The organism is Rhizobium mongolense USDA 1844 (assembly GCF_000419765.1).
Taxonomy (GTDB): domain Bacteria; phylum Pseudomonadota; class Alphaproteobacteria; order Rhizobiales; family Rhizobiaceae; genus Rhizobium; species Rhizobium mongolense.
The window spans coordinates 59,147-78,819 of sequence record NZ_ATTQ01000010.1 but is presented as its reverse complement, the minus strand read 5'-3'; the positions used below and the strand labels follow the sequence as shown (position 1 = coordinate 78,819).

Sequence of the window (19,673 nt, the reverse complement as noted above, 5' to 3'; positions counted from 1 at the left end):
GCGTTCAGGTGGTCAATGGCTTCGCGCGCCAGTTTGACAGTTCGGTAGGCACGGTTGTCGCCGCTTTGGTGGACCCCGCCCAAACCGATGCTCCTGAAATAGCGAAAGTGCGCCAGGCCCTGTTCAATCGAGGCAGCTTTGTGCGGACGTACGAAGGCGGTGGTGCGTCTGTGCGTGCAATCAGCACGATGGTTGACTGGTACCCCTACGATTTTCTCTTGATTGCAACCCACTGTGGGGACGTTAGCGGTGTCCGGGAAACCTACAGATTCACCGACAGTTCTGGCAAGGAAAGGGAACTCGTCGCCGATAGCGCGCCGGGAATTGCCACAACCGACGACCCCGAAATGCTCAAAGTCACAGTGATGAGCGTATTCCACAGCATCGACGGAGTGTCGTGGACTGATCCAGAAAAGGACGCCAAGGTCGAAGTGGGTACCGCGATCAAGGATTGGGTCACCTTAACCAGCGAGAAGAAAGAGCTGAAGCCGGTCAAGAGCGAGCAGATTGACCGTGTATATGGTTCGGCAGCACTTGCGATGTCCGATTTCAATTACATAGCGATGGTGCAGACGATCGCTGGGTACGGCAATCCCGTCATCGTGAACAATGCCTGTGTGTCGTGGCACGAGCTTGCCGGCCGTTTCATGTACGCTGGGGCCTCGACGTACATCGGGACTCTCGTTGAAGTTCTGCCTTGGGAGGCGGAAGAGGTGATTGTTCGTGCGATTACAAAGCACTACGACAAGAACCTTGCGCATGCGCTTTGGTCAGCACAGCGGGAGACATACCAATCCTCTATTCGAAAGCCCTACATCGTAACTGGGGTGTACACCTCTCAGCTAAGGCCCACGACAGTTGACGCACCGGAATACATAGCGCGGCGCATACTTGGAATGATGCAGGTTCTCAGCAGACGGCGGCATGGCCCGGCGAGCGATTACGCGCGCAAGGAGCTCGCGGATACGTTGAAATATTATCAACGCGAGTTTGAACATCTGGTCAGAGCCTATCCCAAGTTTAAGCCCATGTTTGACCGACTGCTGAAATCATTTCTCACTAATCGGAGGAGCGCATAGTCGCCCCTCCGGTCGGGGCGGCGCTTGACCAGTCGGCGAGTTGTCTTACGTCGATTGTTGTCATTCCAGCCCGGGTTGCTGCTTCGACACCCTCATCAGTATCGTCGAAGGCGAGGCACTCTCTTGGCGGCACGCCTAGCAATTCGGCAGCCTTGAGAAAGACTGCCGGGTCAGGCTTTCCAACGCCGACGTCTTCCAACGTGACGATGGCATCGAAGAGGCCAATCAGGCCTGTTGCCGTGAGGGAGCCCTCGACGTGAACCCTTTGACCGCCCGAAGCGACAGCGATCGGAACTTTCCCCGCATATTTGCGCGCGAGCCCGGCTATTTCTGCGACCTCGGTCATTCGATGGACGTTTTCGGCAAACCAATCTTCGCTCCTCGCCACGACAGCGGGAACATCGATTTGACTTCCAAACTCTTCGGCATGGGCGGCTATCAGCGCATGACGCGATAACCCCGTTCTCTCCATGTACCAAGTCCGGTTCATGTCGAGACCCTGATCCAGCAATCCACTTCGGAAAGCCTCATAGTGAAGCGCGGCGGAATCGACGAGCGTTCCATCGCAGTCGAACACGATAGCGGAAAACTGGTACTGGGACAGATCGGGTAGCGTGGTCACGGTAAGGCTCTTATTCCGTCAGCCTACTAAAGCTGAAGCTCGTGTTCATGCATTTCGACGCGCGAAATGTCGAAAGCATGGTGGTGCGCGATGGTCGCTGCGCCGATCGCGCATTCGAACTTTCCAAGTTCCGAAAGGCGAACGTCGGGGACCGGAATACCTGAAATGATGCCAGCCTCAACAGCGCTTCGTATTTGATCGATCGTGTGTTCCAGGACGGGGCGCATGACACCGCCGAGGATGACCGTGGAGGGATTGAACATGTTGATGAGGGATACGATTCCCAACCCCATCCAATGGCTGAAACTCTCCAGCGCGACGATCGCCTTGGCGTTTCCGGCGTCCGCTTCGTGGACGACTTCGGCGGGGAGGGCGGCAAACTGGCTTTCGGTCAGCTTGTCGGTGTCCATGTAGTTTCGTGCAAGCGCCCCGAGATTGACCCAGCTTTCCAGGCAGCCCCGCTGGCCACAACTGCAAAGCGCGCCCTGATCCGACAGCCGGATGTGTCCGAATTCACCGGCGGTTCCGTTGGCTCCCCGAAGAGGTCGGCCGTTCACCACTGCAGCCCCGCCGCAGCCAGTGCCAAGCTTGAGGAAAATGGTGCAGATGCTGGGCAGGGAGGGCTGGGTGTAGACGGCACCGAATGCCGCAGCATTGGCGTTGTTCTCGACGAAGCAAGGCAGTGTGATTGCGCTCGACAGTTCGGCGCGCAGGTCCACGGACTTCCATCCAAGGATCGGAAGATTGATCACGAAGCCATCGGAGGTCACGATACCTGGAACGGTTACTCCGACACTCATGATTTTCGACTTGAACAGCTTCTGTTTTTTTAGGGCGTTCAGGTGATCGGCGATAGCAGCGACCGCCTCGGAGGGTGATAGGGTCCGGCTGACAGTGATTTCCGTCGAGTCCACGACGTTCGCCATCAGATCGATTACCGCGAAACGAATGATGCCTACGCCAATCTCGACGCCGAGGAAGAAAGCTCCGCTTGGGTTAAGCGAAACACGCCCGCCCGGCCTGCCGGGTTCTCTTTGACCGTCTGGGGTTTTGCCAGCCGTCTTCGATTCTTCCGCGAGATCGCGGTCAATCAGACTGTTGATCAGGCGCGTGATAGTGGCCGGCGTGACACCAAGCCATCTGGCGATGTCGGCGCGGCTCGCGGGCCCTTGTGTTCGCAGCATCGTGAGGATGCGTAGCTCGTTCAGGTATTTGGCAACTGTCTGGTCGACCATTCTGCATAACGTCCGAAAATTCACGGGTCTTAGCGGATGTCTATCGCATTATTTTTCTTTTGAAACAAACCCATTGGCCCAAAATACCTCGGGAATACGAGGGCGTACAATAGTCTAAGTTAATTTTTATACAAAAAAAACTATTGACTCTTCCGGCGTCAGCATGGAATTTTTGCCGATCGCTCAAGGAGGAGCGATCTCAACGGGAGGCAATCATGAAAGTTCGTATGGCTGCGTTGGTCGCGGCGTCTATGCTGTTTGGCGGTCACGCAATGGCGGCCGAGATCGTCGGAATTATCACGAAGACGAATACCAACCCCGGCTTCGTCAAGATGCGGGAAGGGGCCGAGGAGAAGGCCAAGGAGCTTGGTCTCGAGCTTCGGTCGTTCGCCGGCAAGTTCGATGGCGACAATGACGGTCAGGTGGAGGCGATTGAAAATCTCGTCTCTTCTGGAGCGAAGGGCATCCTGATCACACCGAGTGACACGAAGGCTATCGTGCCTGCCGTAAAGGCCGCGCGTGATGCAGGGGTTTTGGTGATCGCGCTCGACACACCGCTCGAGCCCATTGACGCGGCAGATGCGACGTTCGGAACGGATAACTTCAAGGCCGGTCAATTGATCGGCGAGTGGGCGTCCAAGACGCTCGGCGACAAGTCAGCAAACGCGAAGATCGCCTTCCTCGATCTCGCCGTCAGTCAGCCATCTGTCGACTTCCTTCGCGACCAAGGATTCATGAAGGGCTTCGGGATCGATATCAAGGACCCCAATCGCTACGGCGACGAGACCGACAATCGCATCTGCGGCCACGAGATGACCGGCGGAGCTGAAGACGGTGGACGCACCGCCATGGAGAAACTTCTGCAGAAGTGCAGCGACATCAACGTCGTCTACACCATCAATGAACCGTCCGCGGCTGGTGCTTGGGAGGCGCTCAAGGCTGTCGGCAAGGACGACGGCTCCGTGCTCGTCGTATCGATCGATGGCGGTTGCCCGGGTGTCAAGAACGTCGAGGCGGGTGTCATCGGCGCGACTTCGATGCAGTTCCTCAAGAACATGGGCTCGATCGGCGTCGAGGCGCTCGACAAGTACATCAAGACTGGTGAAAAGCCCCAGCCCACTCCGGGGCTGAAGTTCTTCGACACGGGCGTCAAGCTGATCACCGACAAGCCCGTCAACGGTGTTGAGTCCATCGACACCAAGAAAGGCCTCCAGTTGTGCTGGGGCTAACCTCTCGAAGAGTTGCGCGGGCTGCCTCTGGCGGCCCGCTGTTTAATCGGAGCCATCGCCATGACTGACAACATTTCCACCAACGCGGAAGACGGTTTGAAGGGCGCATCTACCGATGTCGCAAGCTTCGCCGCATCGAGCGGAATGGTGAAGAAGGTCCAGGGTTTCCTTCACAAGCATCCGACCTCGGTTCCGCTCATCGTCCTCCTGCTCGGCATCACGGTGTTCGCTTTCGGCGTGGGAGGCAAGTTCTTCGCGCCATTCAATCTTTCCCTCATTCTCCAACAAGTCACCATCATCGGCGTTCTCGCCATTGCACAAACGCTCATCATCCTGACTGCGGGCATCGATCTGTCTGTCGGAGCTATGATGGTATTGTCGGCAGTGGTAATGGGGCGTCTTTCCGTTGTTCTGGGGCTCCCGCCCGAGCTTAGTTTCCTGGCGGGCCTTCTCTGCGGCACGCTCTGTGGCTTCATCAACGGCATGTTCGTTGCGATGCTACGCCTCCCGCCCTTCATCGTCACGTTGGGTACCTGGTCGATGTTCGGTGCGATGGTCTTGTACGTATCGCGCTCGGAAACGATCCGATCACAGGACGTCGCCGCAGCCGCACCGATGTTGCAATGGCTAGGGACGCGATTTCCGATTGGTGGTGGCGCTGTCCTGACAGCAGGCTCGGTACTGATGATCGCGATCGCCGCTTTCGTTTGGTTCGTCCTCACGCAAACAGCCTTCGGCCGCCATATCTACGCTACCGGTGACGATCCCGAAGCCGTTCGCCTCGCGGGCATCAATTCCAAGAAGACCTTGATCGCGGTCTATTCCATCGCCGGCTTCATCTGTGCGATCGCAGGATGGGTCGTAATAGGCCGTATCGGCGCTGTATCTCCATTGGCGGGTGCGAATGCCAATCTCGATGCGATAACCGCTGTGGTTATCGGTGGAACCTCGCTCTTTGGTGGCCGAGGTTCGATCGTCGGCTCGCTGATTGGTGCCCTCATCGTCGGCACGTTCCGCAATGGATTGGCTCTGTGGGGCGTCGAGGTCCTTTGGCAGGAGTTCGCTGTGGGCGGACTCATCATCCTTGCTGTGACAATCGATCAGTGGATTCGGAGGATTTCGGCATGACAACCAACGTCAAGGACAGCATCCCTTCGGCGACTGTCCCCGCTTTGACCGCGCGGGGGCTAGCCAAGAGATACGGCCATGTCGTGGCCATCGATGGCAGTGATTTCGATCTCATGCCTGGCGAAATCCTCGCTGTGATCGGCGACAACGGCGCAGGCAAGAGCACCCTGATCAAGGCCCTTTGTGGCGCGGTAACGCCGGACGAGGGGGAGATCAAGCTTGGAGGATCGCCAGTTGCGTTCCGTTCACCCGAGGATGCCCGAAACGCCGGCATCGAGACCGTGTACCAGAACCTCGCGCTGTCTCCGGCGCTGTCGATCGCCGATAACATGTTCCTTGGGCGGGAGGTGCGCCGCTCCGGTCTATCGGGCAGGCTACTGCGACGACTGGATCAGCCGGCAATGCGCACTATAGCGAGAACCAAATTGTCGGAACTCGGTCTCCTGACGATTCAAAATATAGACCAGCCAGTGGAAACGCTGTCGGGCGGACAACGCCAGGGCGTCGCGATCGCGCGCGCGGCCGCGTTCGGCAGCCGGGTCATTTTCATGGACGAACCGACGGCGGCGCTGGGCGTCAAAGAGAGCCGTCGTGTACTCGACCTTATTCTGGACGTCAAAAGCAAGGGCATCCCGATTGTCCTGATCAGTCACAATATGCCGCATGTGTTCGAGATTGCCGATCGTATTCACGTCCATCGGCTTGGAAAACGGGTGGCTGTCCTAAATCCCAAGGAATGCACGATGTCGGACGCGGTCGCGGTGATGACCGGGGCAATGTCGCCGGCGCAATTGAAAGGATCGAGCCATGTTGTTGCCTGAAGGTGTGCTCATCAACGGCCTGACCGGAGAGGTCTCGCCAGACACCGGGAAGTACACGAAACGTCTCAGCGAGCTTCGGGAGGTCTTTCAAGACCGAGCCGAACTCGACAGGATGGTGGCCACGGAGGGTGACCCGGTGGTGTATGAGGTCATCGAATACAAGAAAGAGGGCAGCGACCTCTTCTTCGGGACCACCACAATGGAGGCAGGCAATGTCGGCGGCGAGTACTTCATGACTCGCGGCCATTTCCACCAGCGGCGAGACATGGGTGAGGTTTATTACACGCAGAGCGGCCACGGTGTGTTGCTGCTCGAGTCCCGCGACGGCGAAACGAGAGTGGTGAGGATGGAGCCTGGTGTTTGCGCCTTCATCCCTCCCGATTGGGCTCACCGATCCATCAATGTCGGCACCGAAAAGCTGGTTTTCGTTTGGGTGTGCAATGTCGAGGCCGGCCACGACTACGGCGACATTCTCAAGCGCGGAATGCGAAAGGTTGTCGTCGACCGGGACGGCGCGGACGTGATCGTGGACAATCCACGCTATGCGGCGTGATCCATTTTGATTTCTGATACCAGTGGTGCGAAATGTCTGAGATTATGAAGTACGCGGTCACCAAGCCGGTGAAGAGCCATGCCCTGATCGACAAGGCCAAGTACGAGCAATGGTACGATGAAAGCGTCGAGAACCCGGACAAATTCTGGGGCAAGCATGGCAAGCGGATCGATTGGTTCAAGCCGTACACCAAGGTCAAGAACACTTCCTTCACCGGCAAGGTCTCGATCAAGTGGTTCGAAGACGGCCAAACCAACGTCTCCTATAACTGCATCGACAGGCATCTGAAGACGCACGGTAACCAGACGGCCATCATCTTCGAAGGCGACAACCCCTATGTCGACAAGAAGGTCACATATAACGAGCTTTACGATCAGGTCTGTCGGTTGGCGAATGTGCTGAAGAGACACGGCGTCAAGAAAGGTGACCGCGTCACCATCTATATGCCGATGATCCCTGAGGCCGCCTATACGATGCTCGCCTGTTCCCGCATCGGCGCGGTGCATTCGGTGGTCTTCGGAGGCTTCTCGCCGGAAGCGCTGGCCGGCCGTATCGTAGACTGTGAATCGACCTTCGTCATAACTTGCGACGAAGGTGTGCGCGGCGGCAAGCCGGTTCCTCTCAAAGCCAACACAGATACAGCGATTCATATTGCCGCCAAGCAGCACGTCATCGTCGACAAAGTGCTGGTCGTGCGCCGCACGGGCGGCAAGATCGGCTGGGCACCAGGCCGTGACCTCTGGTACCATCAGGAAGTCGCGACCGTGAAGGACGAATGCCCGCCGGTCAAAATGAAGGCGGAAGACCCGCTTTTCATTCTCTATACGTCTGGCTCGACCGGAAAGCCAAAGGGCGTCGTTCATACGACTGGTGGTTATTTGGTCTATGCGTCGATGACGCATGAATATGTCTTCGACTATCATCCCGGCGATATCTACTGGTGTACCGCCGATGTCGGCTGGGTCACCGGTCACTCCTACATCGTCTACGGTCCGCTGGCGAACTGTGCGACGACGCTGATGTTCGAGGGAGTGCCGAACTTCCCGGATCAGGGCCGTTTCTGGGAGATCATCGACAAGCACAAGGTCAACATCTTTTATACCGCTCCGACAGCGATCCGTTCGTTGATGGGCGCCGGCGACCATTTTGTCACCCGCTCGTCCCGCTCGTCCTTGCGCCTGCTCGGGACGGTCGGCGAGCCGATCAATCCGGAAGCCTGGGAGTGGTACTATAATGTCGTCGGCGACAAGCGCTGCCCGGTGATAGATACCTGGTGGCAGACGGAAACCGGCGGCCACATGATCACACCGCTGCCGGGCGCGACCGATCTGAAGCCGGGCTCGGCAACGGTGCCGTTCTTCGGGGTCACGCCGCAGCTTGTTGACAACGAGGGCAAGGTGCTCGAGGGCGCTGCCGACGGTAATCTCTGCATCACCGACAGCTGGCCGGGCCAGATGCGTACCGTCTATGGGGACCACGAGCGCTTCATCCAGACATACTTCTCCACCTACAAGGGCAAGTATTTCACCGGTGACGGCTGCCGCCGCGACGAGGACGGATATTACTGGATCACCGGCCGCGTCGACGACGTGCTGAACGTCTCAGGCCATCGTCTCGGTACGGCGGAAGTTGAATCGGCACTGGTTTCACACAATCTCGTGTCGGAAGCGGCGGTCGTCGGCTATCCGCATGCAATCAAGGGACAGGGCATCTATTGCTATGTCACGTTGATGGCGGGCCATGAGGGCTCGGACGAACTCCGCCGGGAATTGGTCAAGCATGTGCGCACCGAGATCGGTCCGATCGCTTCTCCGGATAAGGTGCAGTTTGCTCCCGGCCTGCCGAAGACCCGCTCCGGCAAGATCATGCGCCGTATCCTGCGCAAGATTGCCGAGGATGACTTCGGCTCCCTCGGCGATACCTCGACCTTGGCCGATCCCGCGGTGGTCGACGACCTGATCGCCAATCGTCAGAATATCGCCGCACGTGCCTAATCGACCTTGCTGCGGCGGTCTTCAGTCGGGCCGCCGCCGCAATCGGTTCTTCCCCAGCGACGCGATCATGAAAGTTAGAATTCCGAGAACAGCCTTCCGCGACATGCCGGCCTATCGTTCAGTCCCGCTCGGCGTAGACAATCCCAAGCGAGGCCTGGTTGCTTGTCACAACTTGCAAAAACGGCGTCAGTTGGCTGGCAGTTCAAATCTGACGAGGCCGGGCGACTTGGACAAATACTGATCCAACGGCCCTGGCGACGGGACGTTGTCTGTCATTTAACCCACTGGATATCACCGCGAATTTCGATAGTCTTTCGCAATTGGAGCCTGTGATTCACAGCGCTGCGCGCTCCGATTACATTCAGGTTGGGAGGATTTGGTGTCGGATCAGGACACGGCAAAGCCGCGGCAATTTCATTTCGTTCGTCATGGAGATCAATCAAATACGGCTTTGGATTGGGAAACTGGACCGAGCGTCGTTCGGAAGTCTTTGACTGAAGCTCTAAATGCGCGCAACGTCGCTTTCTTACTCGGCGCGGGCTGCTCCTCGCTGGAAATCAACGATAGACAGCGGGGCATCCCAACGATGGCCCCTTTGGCTTCCGAGTTCTGCAAGCATCCTTTGCCGCCGGAACTCGACGACGATTTCAACTTTATCGAGCCTCGCGATTGGGCGCTCACCTCCGAAGACGTGCAGTTCCTAAAAGCGAGAGGCGCGTCCCTCGTCGAAACCGAGTATACGTGGAATCTTGAACGGCTTATGGAACTTCTGTTTAGCCTGGAGTTCATCTACAGGCGAAGCGATAATCCTAAGCATGCCAGCTCCCTTGTGACCGTTGAAAGCATCATCAAAAAGGTGAAGAGTTTTCTCTGGGAGAGATGCACAAACGGAGAGTTCGCCGCTGGAGACAGCTCCGTCCTTGATGTGTACGAGAGCTTCTATCGCCGCCTCGTCTTGCGGGACAGGTCGTTGCCACGGCCGTGGATTTTCACGACGAATTACGACCTCTTCAACGAGCGCGCCATGGACCGCCTCGGGTTGCCATACGCCAACGGCTTTTCGGGAGTTGTAGAGCGTCGATTCAACCCTGCCACCTTCCGTTACGCCCTTGCCGAACAGCTCGACGTCACGAGCCGAAAGTGGTCCGCCGTCGATGGCTTTGTATATCTCTGCAAGCTGCATGGGTCGTTGAGCTGGACAGAAGATGACCACGGTCTGTTTCCGATCCGCGAGCTCTGGCCGCAGAACGCCGACTCGAAGGTCATGATTTACCCGACGCCAGCGAAGCAGAATTCAAGTCTCGGCTCGCCGTATTCTGACCTTTTCCGTGAGTTCCAAAGCCGGGTCGTAAGGGAGCAGAGTGTACTGATCACTGCCGGGTTCGCGTTTGGAGACGAGCATCTCAACAACATTATCTATCAGGCACTGACGATCCCGACTTTCAGGCTGATCGTGTTCGCAAACCCCGATTCCAAGGGAGAGATCGCAAAACTGCGAGCATTGCGTGACGAACGCATCTGGATCATTGGTGGCGACGGCCCCGACGAGAAAAATCCTGCCCACTACTTCAACATGATCGTCGAGCACTTCATGCCGCAGCGCCAGAGCGACAGGATAGATGACGCGGTTCGCCTAGTGATGGAGACCTTTGGAAAGAAAAAGGACGCTGCAGATGGGCAATGACGACCGCCGGCGCGCCATCGGGAAGGTGATATCTGTATCCGGAGATCGTTTTGTGGTCGAGCTTCATGCTGGAACTGACAATTTCACTGTCGTCGGCTTCGATGGGGTTCACTACGTCGCGCGCCTCGGGTCGTTCCTGATGATTCCTACACCTCCCGAGTATGTGGTGGCTGAGGTGGTGGGCCTGCGGGAAAGAGATGGCCAGTCTCGTGACGGTGGAGAAATGGAAAAGGCAGGCGCGGCCAAGTTCCTCGATCTTGTTCCCGTCGGAATGCTTCCCATGGCCAGTGACGGAAAATTCAGGTTCGGCGTCTCGGTTTTTCCATCGCTTTTCGCTGACGCCTTGTATTCCCTGGATGATGAACTGGACCGCATATTCGACACTGAAAAAGACACACAGCCTTCAACGAATAGGGATGGTGGGCCGCCAACGCCGTCCGATGCGACCCGATTCTGCAATCTGGCCATCGGCAAGTCTGTGATATTCGAAGATTACCAAGTGAAAGTCAGGATTGACGACTTTTTCGGCGGCCACGTCGCAGTTCTTGGGAACACCGGAAGCGGCAAGTCGTGCACTGTCGCTTCGGTCCTGCAGTCGCTATTTGAAAAGGCGAATGAGCATCGCGCACGAGGTGCGACATTTGTCGTGCTCGATGTGAACGGCGAGTACCATGAAGCCTTTAGGGAGTTGGGGGCCCGGGCCCAAATCGGGGTCAAGCGCCTTATCATTGACGGCACCGCTGCGGCTGGGTCTTTCCGGCTCCCTCATTGGTTCCTCGACCTTTCCGAATGGGAGCTCCTGCTGCAGGCCAGCGAACGAACGCAGCTTCCGATCCTACGGATGGCCTTAGGCTTGGTTTCACTCTTCGGCCAAGCCTCGGGTGCTCAACTTGCGAAGATCAGAAACCACATCCTGGCGACCTGCATCACTCAGATTTTAGGGGACGAAACGCCGCCTGGCGCGAAGGAAACGCGAATTCGCGGCATTCTGCAGCGGTTTCGCACATCCGAGATAAACGCGAGCGTCCTCAACCAAAACATCAAGGTCAACTTCGGCAATATGCCGGGCTTGCAGGACGCGTACACATATCTCGCAGGTTCAAACGGTTCTGGCGGTTTCATCGATCCAGGGATCAAATTTCCTGACTACGAAAACATACCTTTTGATTTCGTCGAGCTCGGAGACGCAATTGATCTGGCTCTGCTTTACGAGGAAGCGCACGGAAATCGCCAAATCCGAGATTACTGCTCGCAGATGGTTACTCGCTTCAAGGCGTTAGAGAAACGGGCCGACTACGAGTTCCTCAGGCACACATCCACCGACCAACTGTCGCAGTCCGACTTCCTTGCCGGATTGCTTGGACTGATGGCCGCTCAAGACGGCGGACATATTAAATCCTCGCAGATCGTGATCCTCGACATGAACGCTGTTGAGGACGAGGTGGTCGAGCTCGTAAGCGCCGTGCTGGCGCGGATGGTGTTCAGGCTCCTTCGGCATGCTGAACCACGTAATCGCTTTCCCGTGCATCTTTTGCTCGAGGAGGCTCATCGCTACGTGGCTTCGACACCATCGCGATACGCCATGGATGCGGGGCGTATTTTCGAGCGCATTGCGAAGGAAGGTCGGAAATATGGTCTATTTCTTCTTGTCGCGTCACAGCGACCGAACGAGTTGTCCAAGACAGTGCTTTCCCAATGCTCCAATTTTGTCGTTCACCGGATTCAAAACCCCGACGACCTATCCCAGATTCGACAGATGACGCCTTTCATATCTGATAGCGTTCTGAAACGGTTGCCATCGCTTCCAAAGCAGCACGCGCTAGTCTTCGGGAATTCGGTCAATCTTCCCACCACCTTCAAGGTGCGCCGCGCTGACCCTCTGCCTGCAAGCACTGACGCTCAAATCGTTGATCTATGGTTCCAAGAATATGGACGGAAAGTGCTGTTGGCGCTCGGGTCAAGGACTGACGTAGAGGACTAATGGAACAGCCACCGTCCGAGGTTCGGACGGTGGCTGATGGGGCTAGCCGCTGCTACATCAAAACGAAGTGCAGAGTAAGGTCGATCGATTTCTAGTAGGCGGTCTCGAGGATTTCCATGTATTCCTCGGCGGTCGCAGTCCTGGGGTCGGTCATGTGGCAGTGATCAAGAAGGGCGGGCAGTGAGGTCCGCAACGGCGTTAGCCACGGCCTCGGATGTGTGCTCGCTACCGATCATTTCAGCCAAGCGGTCGATTTTCTTCTCGTCCACGACACTTGGTGCGGCCTGATTGAACCCAATGATGTGCGGCAAGAGGGCGGCGTTCAACTCCCCGTGGTGCAGGTCTGGTCTCAAGCCGCCAATCGCATGGCTCAAGCTATGGACGGCACCTAGACCCTTTTGGAATGCCAGCGCTCCTTGCATGGATGCACACATCATGTCGCGTCTTGCATTTGCGTCGGTTGGCACTGGAGGGAAGCGATGCAGGTTTGAGGGACAAGGCAGCCTACAGCAACAAGTCGCTCGTACACGAAGTCAGGTCTGGCGAGATGCTAGCCTATTTGGGGATCAGTAACCCAGCGCGGCTGCGCGAAAGCCTCGATCGCATCGGCGAGACGCTTGTGCGCTACGACATACGTTACCGTCGTACTCGGCTGACACGGCCCGTGCGAGACCTCGCCATACATCCATTGCCGAAGAAGCTGCGAAGCCGCGACGTGATAAAATTCGAGATCGATCCAGAGGTCAGAATTTCGATGCTGATGTCCCGTCGCTACGTGACAGTTGACCTCAACGCGCTGACGAAGTTCCGGAGCCGTTACAGCGCGAGGCTTTACACCATTCTATCGATCATGGCATCCCGGCATGCCGCTCTGTTACTGGCGAAGCGGAACAAGGCAGGTGAGATAGGGTCGAACAGGCGTCACTGGATCGTTTCGCCCGTCGACCTCGCAAAGGCAGTCGGCTATCCGATTCCCAGCTTCAGAGAGAAAACATTCCTAGCGGTCATGACGAAGGTGATCGCGGAGATGGAGGCGCTCCCGAAGATTAATCAGCGCTTCGAGTTCGTATGCGCCATGCCCACATTGAAAATTCCGAGTTTCGTATTCGCGACGACCGAGTCTATCAAGAGCGTGTTTGACGTCCACCGCGCCTGGCTGGGACGCGCGGCATTCTTCCATGCATCGGCTCACACGCGTGTGTTCAAACGTTCCCAGATTCCAATGAAGGACAATCAGTTCGTTGATCTCGTTCGGATTGCCCAAGCGCAGGCTTATACGGGTATCGATGGGCTCAAGATATCGATGGAGTGGCGCGCGGACGTTGTGGCCGCCAATCGCGGTTTCGGTGACGAAGTGGCGGGTTGGCCGAAAGAGCAGCCCACGAGCCGAGCCGTGTTGGCACCGCAGCGAGACGACGCATCATGTGGTCGTCCGACCCTGACGAAAGAGGGAGTACGATCTCGCTCTCGTCGCCGAGGCGCAACGATTTGCGTGCGCGCATGTTAAGCAGCACTTTTGCCTCGGCCGTCAGCATCTCATCCGCCACACGAAGCTGCACGACGAAGACGTCATGGAGCTCGAACTCACGGGCGATCACGCCGTTGTGCCACTCCGACTTACCCCACACCTCGTATGCACGGACCACCGGGTTCTGCTCGCGACGGCCCTCAGACTGAAGTTCGAAGCGATAGGCGCGGCGTACCGACCACGTTGCGCGTGGCTCTGTTACAGCCTTGACCTGGATGTGAGGTTCGACCTCTGCCGGGTTGAGGTAGTCCTGGGTTTTGATCGAATGCGTTACGGGCATTCTTGCCTCCTTTAGGCATCTGGCCACGGTCTTTCAGCCCCGCGGCCAGGAGAATCGTATGCTGAAAGTGATTGGTGTTGGTTGGAGGCCCCGTCTGACGACGGGGCCGAGGAGGGAAGTGGGTTATGCCGCCTGGTCGAACTCGGCGACGAAATCTTGGATGAGGCCCTTCGCCTTGGCACGAGCCAATCCGAAATCCTCTTTTGCCCGTGCAACAAGCAGTACCGCCTCTTCGAGGCGAGGATCGCCGAACGGGGAGCCCAGCAGATCGAAGACAGCGCTGATTTCAACCCCATCGGGAAACTCGACCGACACGGCAAATGGACCGGGCTCGCGGACAGGGTGGGGCATGAGAAGGTAGCCGTCATCATCGAGCACGAGGGTACGTCCGTCGAGAATGTTGGTCGTGACGCGCTGAAGAGGACCTTGAAAAGGTCGCTGACTCATTCCTGGACGCAGGCCAGACGACGGCGAGAGGCGCGCAAAACATCGGACAGAAACTGACAGAAACTGACAGAAACGGAATTGCTTGGTTTGATCTGGAATTGCCTGAGAATCAAAAAAACTCAATTAGATCAATGGCGAGGGCCGGATATGCGAGGCTTTGATGTTCTCGGCTGTCACGTTCGGGACGTGGGGGTCGAGTGTTCGAATCACTCCACTCCGACCAGCCGATTTCCCCGAATTTCCCTGGTCCCCGGCGAGTATTTGCGCCGCACACTGCGTGCAGCGATCCATTTGCGCCAGGATGCGTAACGCACGCCTCGAACAGCAAGAAAAAGGGGCCGTCCGGCCCCATCTTCAGTCTCAGATATCGCTTGCGGCGTTTTTCCAGAGTTCCGCCGCTTCCGCCGCGGTCATCCGGTGCACATGCGCCTCGTCGCGGCGGGTTGCGAAGATCTCGCTCGCCATAATCTGCTCGGCGAGGTCGGCTGGAAGCGAGAGGATGACGCGCGCGTCACCGGCGTGAAGTCCGCCGAGCTCCGAGCGCTTGCCGGTCACCATGCCGCCGGCGACCGTATTGTTGGTGTCCGGGTCGATGAGGATGAAGGAGCCGGAGGAGCGGTTCTGCTCATAAGGATCGAAGATCGCCGCTTCATCGAAGGCGAGGCGCACTTTGCCGATGGCATTCATGTAAAGCCGCTCGGCCACGTTCCAGGCGCCGGTCTTCAGCTCCAACTGGCTGATGGGCTGCACCTGGACGCGCTGGCGGCGGCTGCCGCTCTTCAGCCAGTAGCGCTTGCCGGCCTCGATGCCTTCCGGCTGTAGCGCCACGATCTGCGCGTCGAAGGCAAGGCCGACCTGCGGCTGGCTGTCGATCGAGACGATCATGTCGCCGCGCGCGACGTCCACCTGTCGGTCGAGCACGAGCGTGATCGCATCGCCCGCGACGGCCGCGTTGCGCACGAGGTCGAAGGTGACGATCTTGGAAACATTGGCGACCATGCCCGATGGCAGGATCATGACGCTGTCGCCCGGCTTCACCGAGCCGCCGGCAACGGTGCCTTGATAGCCACGAAAGCTTTCGCCGGGACGCGACACGCGCTGCACCGAGAGACGGAAGCCGACGGTCTGCGAAGAGCGCACCGTGGCAAGCTCCAGCGTCTCGACCAGCGTCGGACCTGTGTACCAGGGCATGGCGGCCTGGCCGGAATAGACGACGTTTTCACCCTTCAGCGCCGACATCGGGATCGCGGTGATCTGCTTGACGCCGAGCGATAGGGCAAATTCCTTGAACTCGTGCGTAATCTTCTCGAATCCGGCGCGGTCGTAGCCGGTCAGGTCGATCTTGTTGACGGCGAGCACGAACTGCTTGATGCCGAGCAGCGAGGCGATTGTCGCGTGGCGGCGCGTCTGCTCGAGGATGCCGGCGCGGGCATCGACCAGCAGCACGGCAAGATCGGCGGTCGAAGCGCCGGTTGCCATGTTGCGCGTGTACTGTTCGTGGCCGGGCGTGTCGGCGACGATGAAGGCGCGCCTGTCGGTCTGGAAATAGCGATAGGCGACGTCGATGGTGATGCCCTGTTCGCGCTCCGCCTGCAGGCCGTCCAGAAGCAGTGCGAAGTCGGGCAGGCCGAGATCATTTTGCTTGCCGGTGGAATCGCGCTGGAGCGTCGCCGCCTGGTCTTCCTTGACGGCCTTGGTGTCCCAGAGCAACCGGCCGATCAGCGTGGATTTGCCGTCGTCGACGCTGCCACAGGTGATGAGGCGCAACGGCCGCGTGTCGCGCGTGGCCTTCAGCGGCTCGGCGGCAGGCAGGGCGATGGCGGTTGCAGGTGCTGCTGCAGTCATCTCAGAAATATCCTTCACGCTTCTTCTTTTCCATGGAGCCGGACTGATCGCGGTCGATGGCGCGGCCCTGGCGCTCGGAAACGGTTGCGATTTCCAGCTCCGCTATGACGTCTTCAAGGGTGGTGGCGGTGGAGCGGATGGCACCCGTCAGCGGGAAATCGCCGAGGGTGCGGAAACGGATCATGCCTTCTTGGCGGACTTCGCCGGGAAGGAGTTCCAGCCGCGGGTCTTCCGCAAGGATCATCATGCCGTCGCGCTCAACATAGGGGCGCTTCTTCGCATAGTAGAGCGGCACCAGCGGAATGTCTTCGGCCTGGATGTAGCGCCAGATATCGACTTCGGTCCAGTTCGACAGCGGGAAGGCGCGCACGCTCTCGCCCTTGCGGATCTGGCCGTTGTAGATGTTCCAGAGCTCGGGCCGCTGGTTGCGCGGATCCCAGCGGTGGTCCGGCGTGCGGAAGGAATAGATGCGTTCCTTGGCGCGGCTTGCCTCCTCGTCGCGGCGCGCGCCGCCAAAGGCTGCGTCGAACTGTCCTGCGTCGAGCGCCTGGCGCAGCCCCTCGGTCTTCATGATGTCGGTGAAGGTCGCGGAGCCGTGGCTGAAGGGTGTGATTCCTTCGGCGGCGCCGCGCGGATTGATGTGCTCGACCAGGTCCAGGTCGTACTTCTTCGCGGTCTCGTCGCGAAAGGCGATCATCTCCTGGAATTTCCAGCCGGTGTTCACATGCAGCAGCGGGAAGGGCACGCGGCCCGGATAAAAAGCCTTGCGTGCCAGATGCAGCAGCACCGACGAGTCCTTTCCGATCGAATAGAGCATCACCGGACGCTCGAATTCGGCTGCAACCTCGCGGAAGATATGGATGGACTCGTTTTCCAGAGCCTTCAGGTGCGGATCGAGCGGCGGCTTGGCGCTCTGTGGATTGTTGAGTTCCGTATCCGGACGGCTATCGGGCATTTCCTACTCCAGACTTTCGATCCTTGGCAAGGAGGCATTCGCCCCTCACCTCAACCCTCTCAGGGAGAGGGGGTTAAATGCCGCGCTCGGCGGCTCGTTTTCCGTCCCAGGGGTGAGGGGCCATGCAGTCGGCCGTCAAACTCACCCTTCCTGACTATCGTGCGGCAACCGCTGTCGCCTCTTCGCCGACATGCAGGCCGCATTCGCGCTTTTCATCCTGTTCCCACCACCAGCGGCCGGCGCGCTCCGGCTCGCCGGGCTTGATGGCGCGCGTGCACGGCTCGCAGCCGATAGAAGGGTAGCCGCGGGCATGCAGCGGATTAACCGGCACGCTATTGTCGGCGACGTAGGACTTGATTGTCTCGATATCCCAGTCGGCAAGTGGATTGATCTTCAGGAGGTGCCGTTCGGCGTCATATTCCGCAAAAGGCGTTTCCGCGCGGTTGGCGGACTGACCGCGCCGCAGCCCGGTGATCCAGATCGTTGCACCTGCCAGCGCCCGCGCAAGCGGCTTCAGCTTGCGCACGCCACAACAGGCATGCCTGGCTTCGACGCTCTCGTAAAAGCCGTTCATGCCGTATTTCGCCGCATAGGCGGCGATATCGGCCTGCTCTGGCTCGTAGCGGGTGATGTGGATGTCGTACTGGCTTTCGGTTTCGTCGATCAGCGCCAGCGTCTCGGGGAAGAGGCGGCCGGTCTGCAGTGTTACGACGTCGATCGGCAGGCGATGATTGCCGATTTCGGCGGTGATCACCTGGTCTTCGATACCAAGCGATGTCGTGAAGACGACTCTTACGTCTAGGCCGGCGACAAACGACAGACGTTCGGCCAGGCTCAAGGGCGCAAGTTTCGCATTCAGCGTTTCCGCTTCTTCGATGATATTGACAACAGTCATGGGAAACCCTGTCCTCGATGTTGGCCGGAGTATCGCAGCTTGAGGGCAGATCGCACAGAAAAACGGATTTCGAAAGCGGCGCATACGGGAGCAAATATCTCTCCGAAGCCGCTGCAATGCAGAAAAGCAGCCGCGTCAGGCTGCAATCCGTCGAGGACGGTTTAATCTCTATAAATTTAGTAGAGTTACACGCTGCCTGTCAATTCGAAATCTGAAGTGATGTCGAAAAAGATGCAGGAAGCGCAATTCCAGCGTAGAATTCTGTCCGTTGGCCGAGCAAGAAAAACAAGGCCAAAATGCTTATCTTCCAAGGCTTTCGCAGGCGCGTTCAAATTCCGTTCATGCTGGCTGTGCAATAGGAGATAGGTAAGCTTCTGAGGTGGTGCGGCAAGTCGCATCGCTCGTGTGTGTGACGGTCCAAAATGATTACGCAGAAAGCAAAATACGCGCTCCGGGCGCTGACGGTACTGGCGGAAGCCGATGCCGGCGAGCCCGTCATGATTTCGGACATCGCAGCGCAGCAGAAAATTCCGAAGAAATTCCTCGAGCAGATCCTGCTCGATCTTAAGCATCAGGGCATCGTCGCGAGCCGACGCGGCAAGGCGGGCGGCTATCTGCTGTTGAAGCCCGCCGACATGATCACCTTCGGCGAAATTTTGCGCATCGTCGACGGCCCGATCGCGCCGCTTCCATGCCTTTCGATCACCGCTTATCGCAAGTGCGACGATTGCGACGGCGAGCAGACCTGCAAAATCCGCAGCGTCTTCGCCAAAGTAGCGGATGCAACGCGCAAGGTGCTGTTCTCGACGACGATCGCCGACGCGGTCGCGCCGGCAAAAGGCGCAGAGGTCACCCGCCTTCTCGCCTGACGGCGGCTTCATGCCTTTCCATGGGCTGTCGTAGTTCGCGAAATCATCTCCCTGCTTCAAGATTTGGTGAAAAGCCTTTCAAAGCCGCCGGCATGCGCCAATTCGGACCTGTTCGGAAAAGGGCAGGGAGAACTGAAATGCGTGTCTTATCCACAAAGCAGATCGTCTTGAGCGCGGCCCTCGCAGCAGCTTTCGCGACCGGCGCTGCGGCGCATCACGGCTGGTCATGGGCTGAGGCCGAGCAGATGGAGTTGAGGGGGACGATCCAGAAGATTTCCATGGGCGGCCCGCATCCCGCGCTTGACGTTGCGACCGCCGATGACGGCGTGTGGCGCGTCGAACTCGGCAATCCGCGCCAGACGGAGCGCTCCGGCTTCGTCGAGGGCTCGGCGAAGAACGGCGATCCGATCGTTGCGATCGGAAACCGTTCGCTGGATCGGAATGAAAAGCGCATGAAGGCCGTGCGAATTACGGTCGGCGAGAAGCGCTACGATATCTATCCCGATCGAATCCAGACGAATTGACCGC

At 58.3% G+C, this 19,673-nt stretch carries 18 protein-coding genes; 10 read left to right on the top strand and 8 right to left on the bottom strand.

The annotated features are described in order from the left end of the window. Positions 1-8: 8 nt before the first annotated feature. Positions 9-1,079 (top strand): hypothetical protein, encoded by a 1,071-nt coding sequence (locus tag A3C3_RS0120170; protein ID WP_022716395.1) that lies wholly within the window; start codon positions 9-11, stop codon positions 1,077-1,079. Here the strand turns inward: A3C3_RS0120170 and A3C3_RS38800 are convergent. Together A3C3_RS38800 and A3C3_RS0120160 are read right to left on the bottom strand one after the other, a co-directional pair. After that, positions 1,060-1,701, bottom strand: coding sequence for an HAD family hydrolase (locus A3C3_RS38800; RefSeq protein WP_022716394.1), 642 nt, complete (start codon positions 1,699-1,701; stop codon positions 1,060-1,062). The two genes, A3C3_RS0120170 and A3C3_RS38800, sit on opposite strands and share 20 nt — an antisense overlap. A 26-nt stretch (positions 1,702-1,727) precedes the next feature. Further along, positions 1,728-2,936, bottom strand: a complete 1,209-nt coding sequence (locus A3C3_RS0120160) for an ROK family transcriptional regulator (protein ID WP_022716393.1) — start codon at positions 2,934-2,936, stop codon at positions 1,728-1,730. Between the two features lie 215 nt (positions 2,937-3,151). Between A3C3_RS0120160 and A3C3_RS0120155 the strand changes: the two genes are divergently transcribed. From A3C3_RS0120155 to A3C3_RS0120125, 7 genes are all read left to right on the top strand, one after another. Then, complete coding sequence (locus A3C3_RS0120155; protein ID WP_084796990.1) at positions 3,152-4,165, top strand: sugar ABC transporter substrate-binding protein; 1,014 nt, start codon at positions 3,152-3,154, stop codon at positions 4,163-4,165. A 60-nt stretch (positions 4,166-4,225) separates the two neighbouring features. Beyond that, entirely contained in the window at positions 4,226-5,293 is a 1,068-nt protein-coding gene (locus A3C3_RS0120150) for an ABC transporter permease (protein WP_022716391.1), read from the top strand. Further along, entirely contained in the window at positions 5,290-6,114 is an 825-nt protein-coding gene (locus A3C3_RS0120145; RefSeq protein WP_022716390.1) for an ATP-binding cassette domain-containing protein, read from the top strand. The genes A3C3_RS0120150 and A3C3_RS0120145 overlap by 4 nt, the downstream gene beginning before the upstream one ends. Beyond that, positions 6,101-6,667, top strand: coding sequence for a glucose-6-phosphate isomerase family protein (locus A3C3_RS0120140; protein ID WP_022716389.1), 567 nt, complete (start codon positions 6,101-6,103; stop codon positions 6,665-6,667). The genes A3C3_RS0120145 and A3C3_RS0120140 overlap by 14 nt, the downstream gene beginning before the upstream one ends. Before the next feature lie 44 nt (positions 6,668-6,711). Beyond that, on the top strand, positions 6,712-8,661 hold the full coding sequence (gene acs / locus A3C3_RS0120135) for an acetate--CoA ligase (RefSeq protein ID WP_425337563.1): 1,950 nt from the start codon (positions 6,712-6,714) through the stop codon (positions 8,659-8,661). A 379-nt stretch (positions 8,662-9,040) separates the two neighbouring features. Continuing rightward, a complete protein-coding gene (locus tag A3C3_RS0120130; protein ID WP_022716387.1) occupies positions 9,041-10,345 on the top strand; it encodes an SIR2 family protein in 1,305 nt (434 codons plus the stop codon). Continuing rightward, positions 10,335-12,326 carry an ATP-binding protein gene (locus A3C3_RS0120125; protein WP_022716386.1) on the top strand — a complete coding sequence of 664 codons (1,992 nt, stop codon included), beginning with the start codon at positions 10,335-10,337 and terminating at the stop codon, positions 12,324-12,326. Before A3C3_RS0120130 ends, A3C3_RS0120125 begins: the two co-directional genes overlap by 11 nt. A 164-nt stretch (positions 12,327-12,490) precedes the next feature. On the opposite strand, the gene A3C3_RS0120120 is transcribed toward A3C3_RS0120125, so the two are convergent. The 6 genes from A3C3_RS0120120 to A3C3_RS0120090 form a co-directional block, all read right to left on the bottom strand. After that, positions 12,491-12,793 carry a dehydroquinate synthase/iron-containing alcohol dehydrogenase family protein gene (locus A3C3_RS0120120; RefSeq protein ID WP_280752710.1) on the bottom strand — a complete coding sequence of 101 codons (303 nt, stop codon included), beginning with the start codon at positions 12,791-12,793 and terminating at the stop codon, positions 12,491-12,493. 825 nt (positions 12,794-13,618) lie between these two features. Continuing rightward, positions 13,619-14,134: a hypothetical protein gene (locus tag A3C3_RS47160; protein WP_233450648.1), complete on the bottom strand. Its 516-nt coding sequence runs from the start codon at positions 14,132-14,134 to the stop codon at positions 13,619-13,621. A 123-nt stretch (positions 14,135-14,257) separates the two neighbouring features. Next, entirely contained in the window at positions 14,258-14,581 is a 324-nt protein-coding gene (locus A3C3_RS45375) for a hypothetical protein (protein ID WP_145611891.1), read from the bottom strand. A gap of 360 nt (positions 14,582-14,941) precedes the next feature. Beyond that, complete coding sequence (cysN, locus tag A3C3_RS0120100) at positions 14,942-16,426, bottom strand: sulfate adenylyltransferase subunit CysN (protein WP_028739822.1); 1,485 nt, start codon at positions 16,424-16,426, stop codon at positions 14,942-14,944. Between the two features lies 1 nt (position 16,427). Further along, a complete protein-coding gene (gene cysD, locus A3C3_RS0120095) occupies positions 16,428-17,381 on the bottom strand; it encodes a sulfate adenylyltransferase subunit CysD (protein ID WP_022716380.1) in 954 nt (317 codons plus the stop codon). A gap of 154 nt (positions 17,382-17,535) precedes the next feature. Further along, complete coding sequence (locus A3C3_RS0120090; RefSeq protein WP_022716379.1) at positions 17,536-18,276, bottom strand: phosphoadenylyl-sulfate reductase; 741 nt, start codon at positions 18,274-18,276, stop codon at positions 17,536-17,538. Positions 18,277-18,698: 422 nt separating this feature from the next. On the opposite strand from A3C3_RS0120090, the gene A3C3_RS0120080 reads away from it, so the two are divergent. Both A3C3_RS0120080 and A3C3_RS0120075 read left to right on the top strand, forming a co-directional pair. After that, complete coding sequence (locus A3C3_RS0120080; RefSeq protein WP_022716377.1) at positions 18,699-19,145, top strand: RrF2 family transcriptional regulator; 447 nt, start codon at positions 18,699-18,701, stop codon at positions 19,143-19,145. A gap of 137 nt (positions 19,146-19,282) precedes the next feature. Next, positions 19,283-19,669 (top strand): DUF6152 family protein, encoded by a 387-nt coding sequence (locus A3C3_RS0120075; protein WP_028739821.1) that lies wholly within the window; start codon positions 19,283-19,285, stop codon positions 19,667-19,669. Positions 19,670-19,673 lie beyond the last annotated feature (4 nt).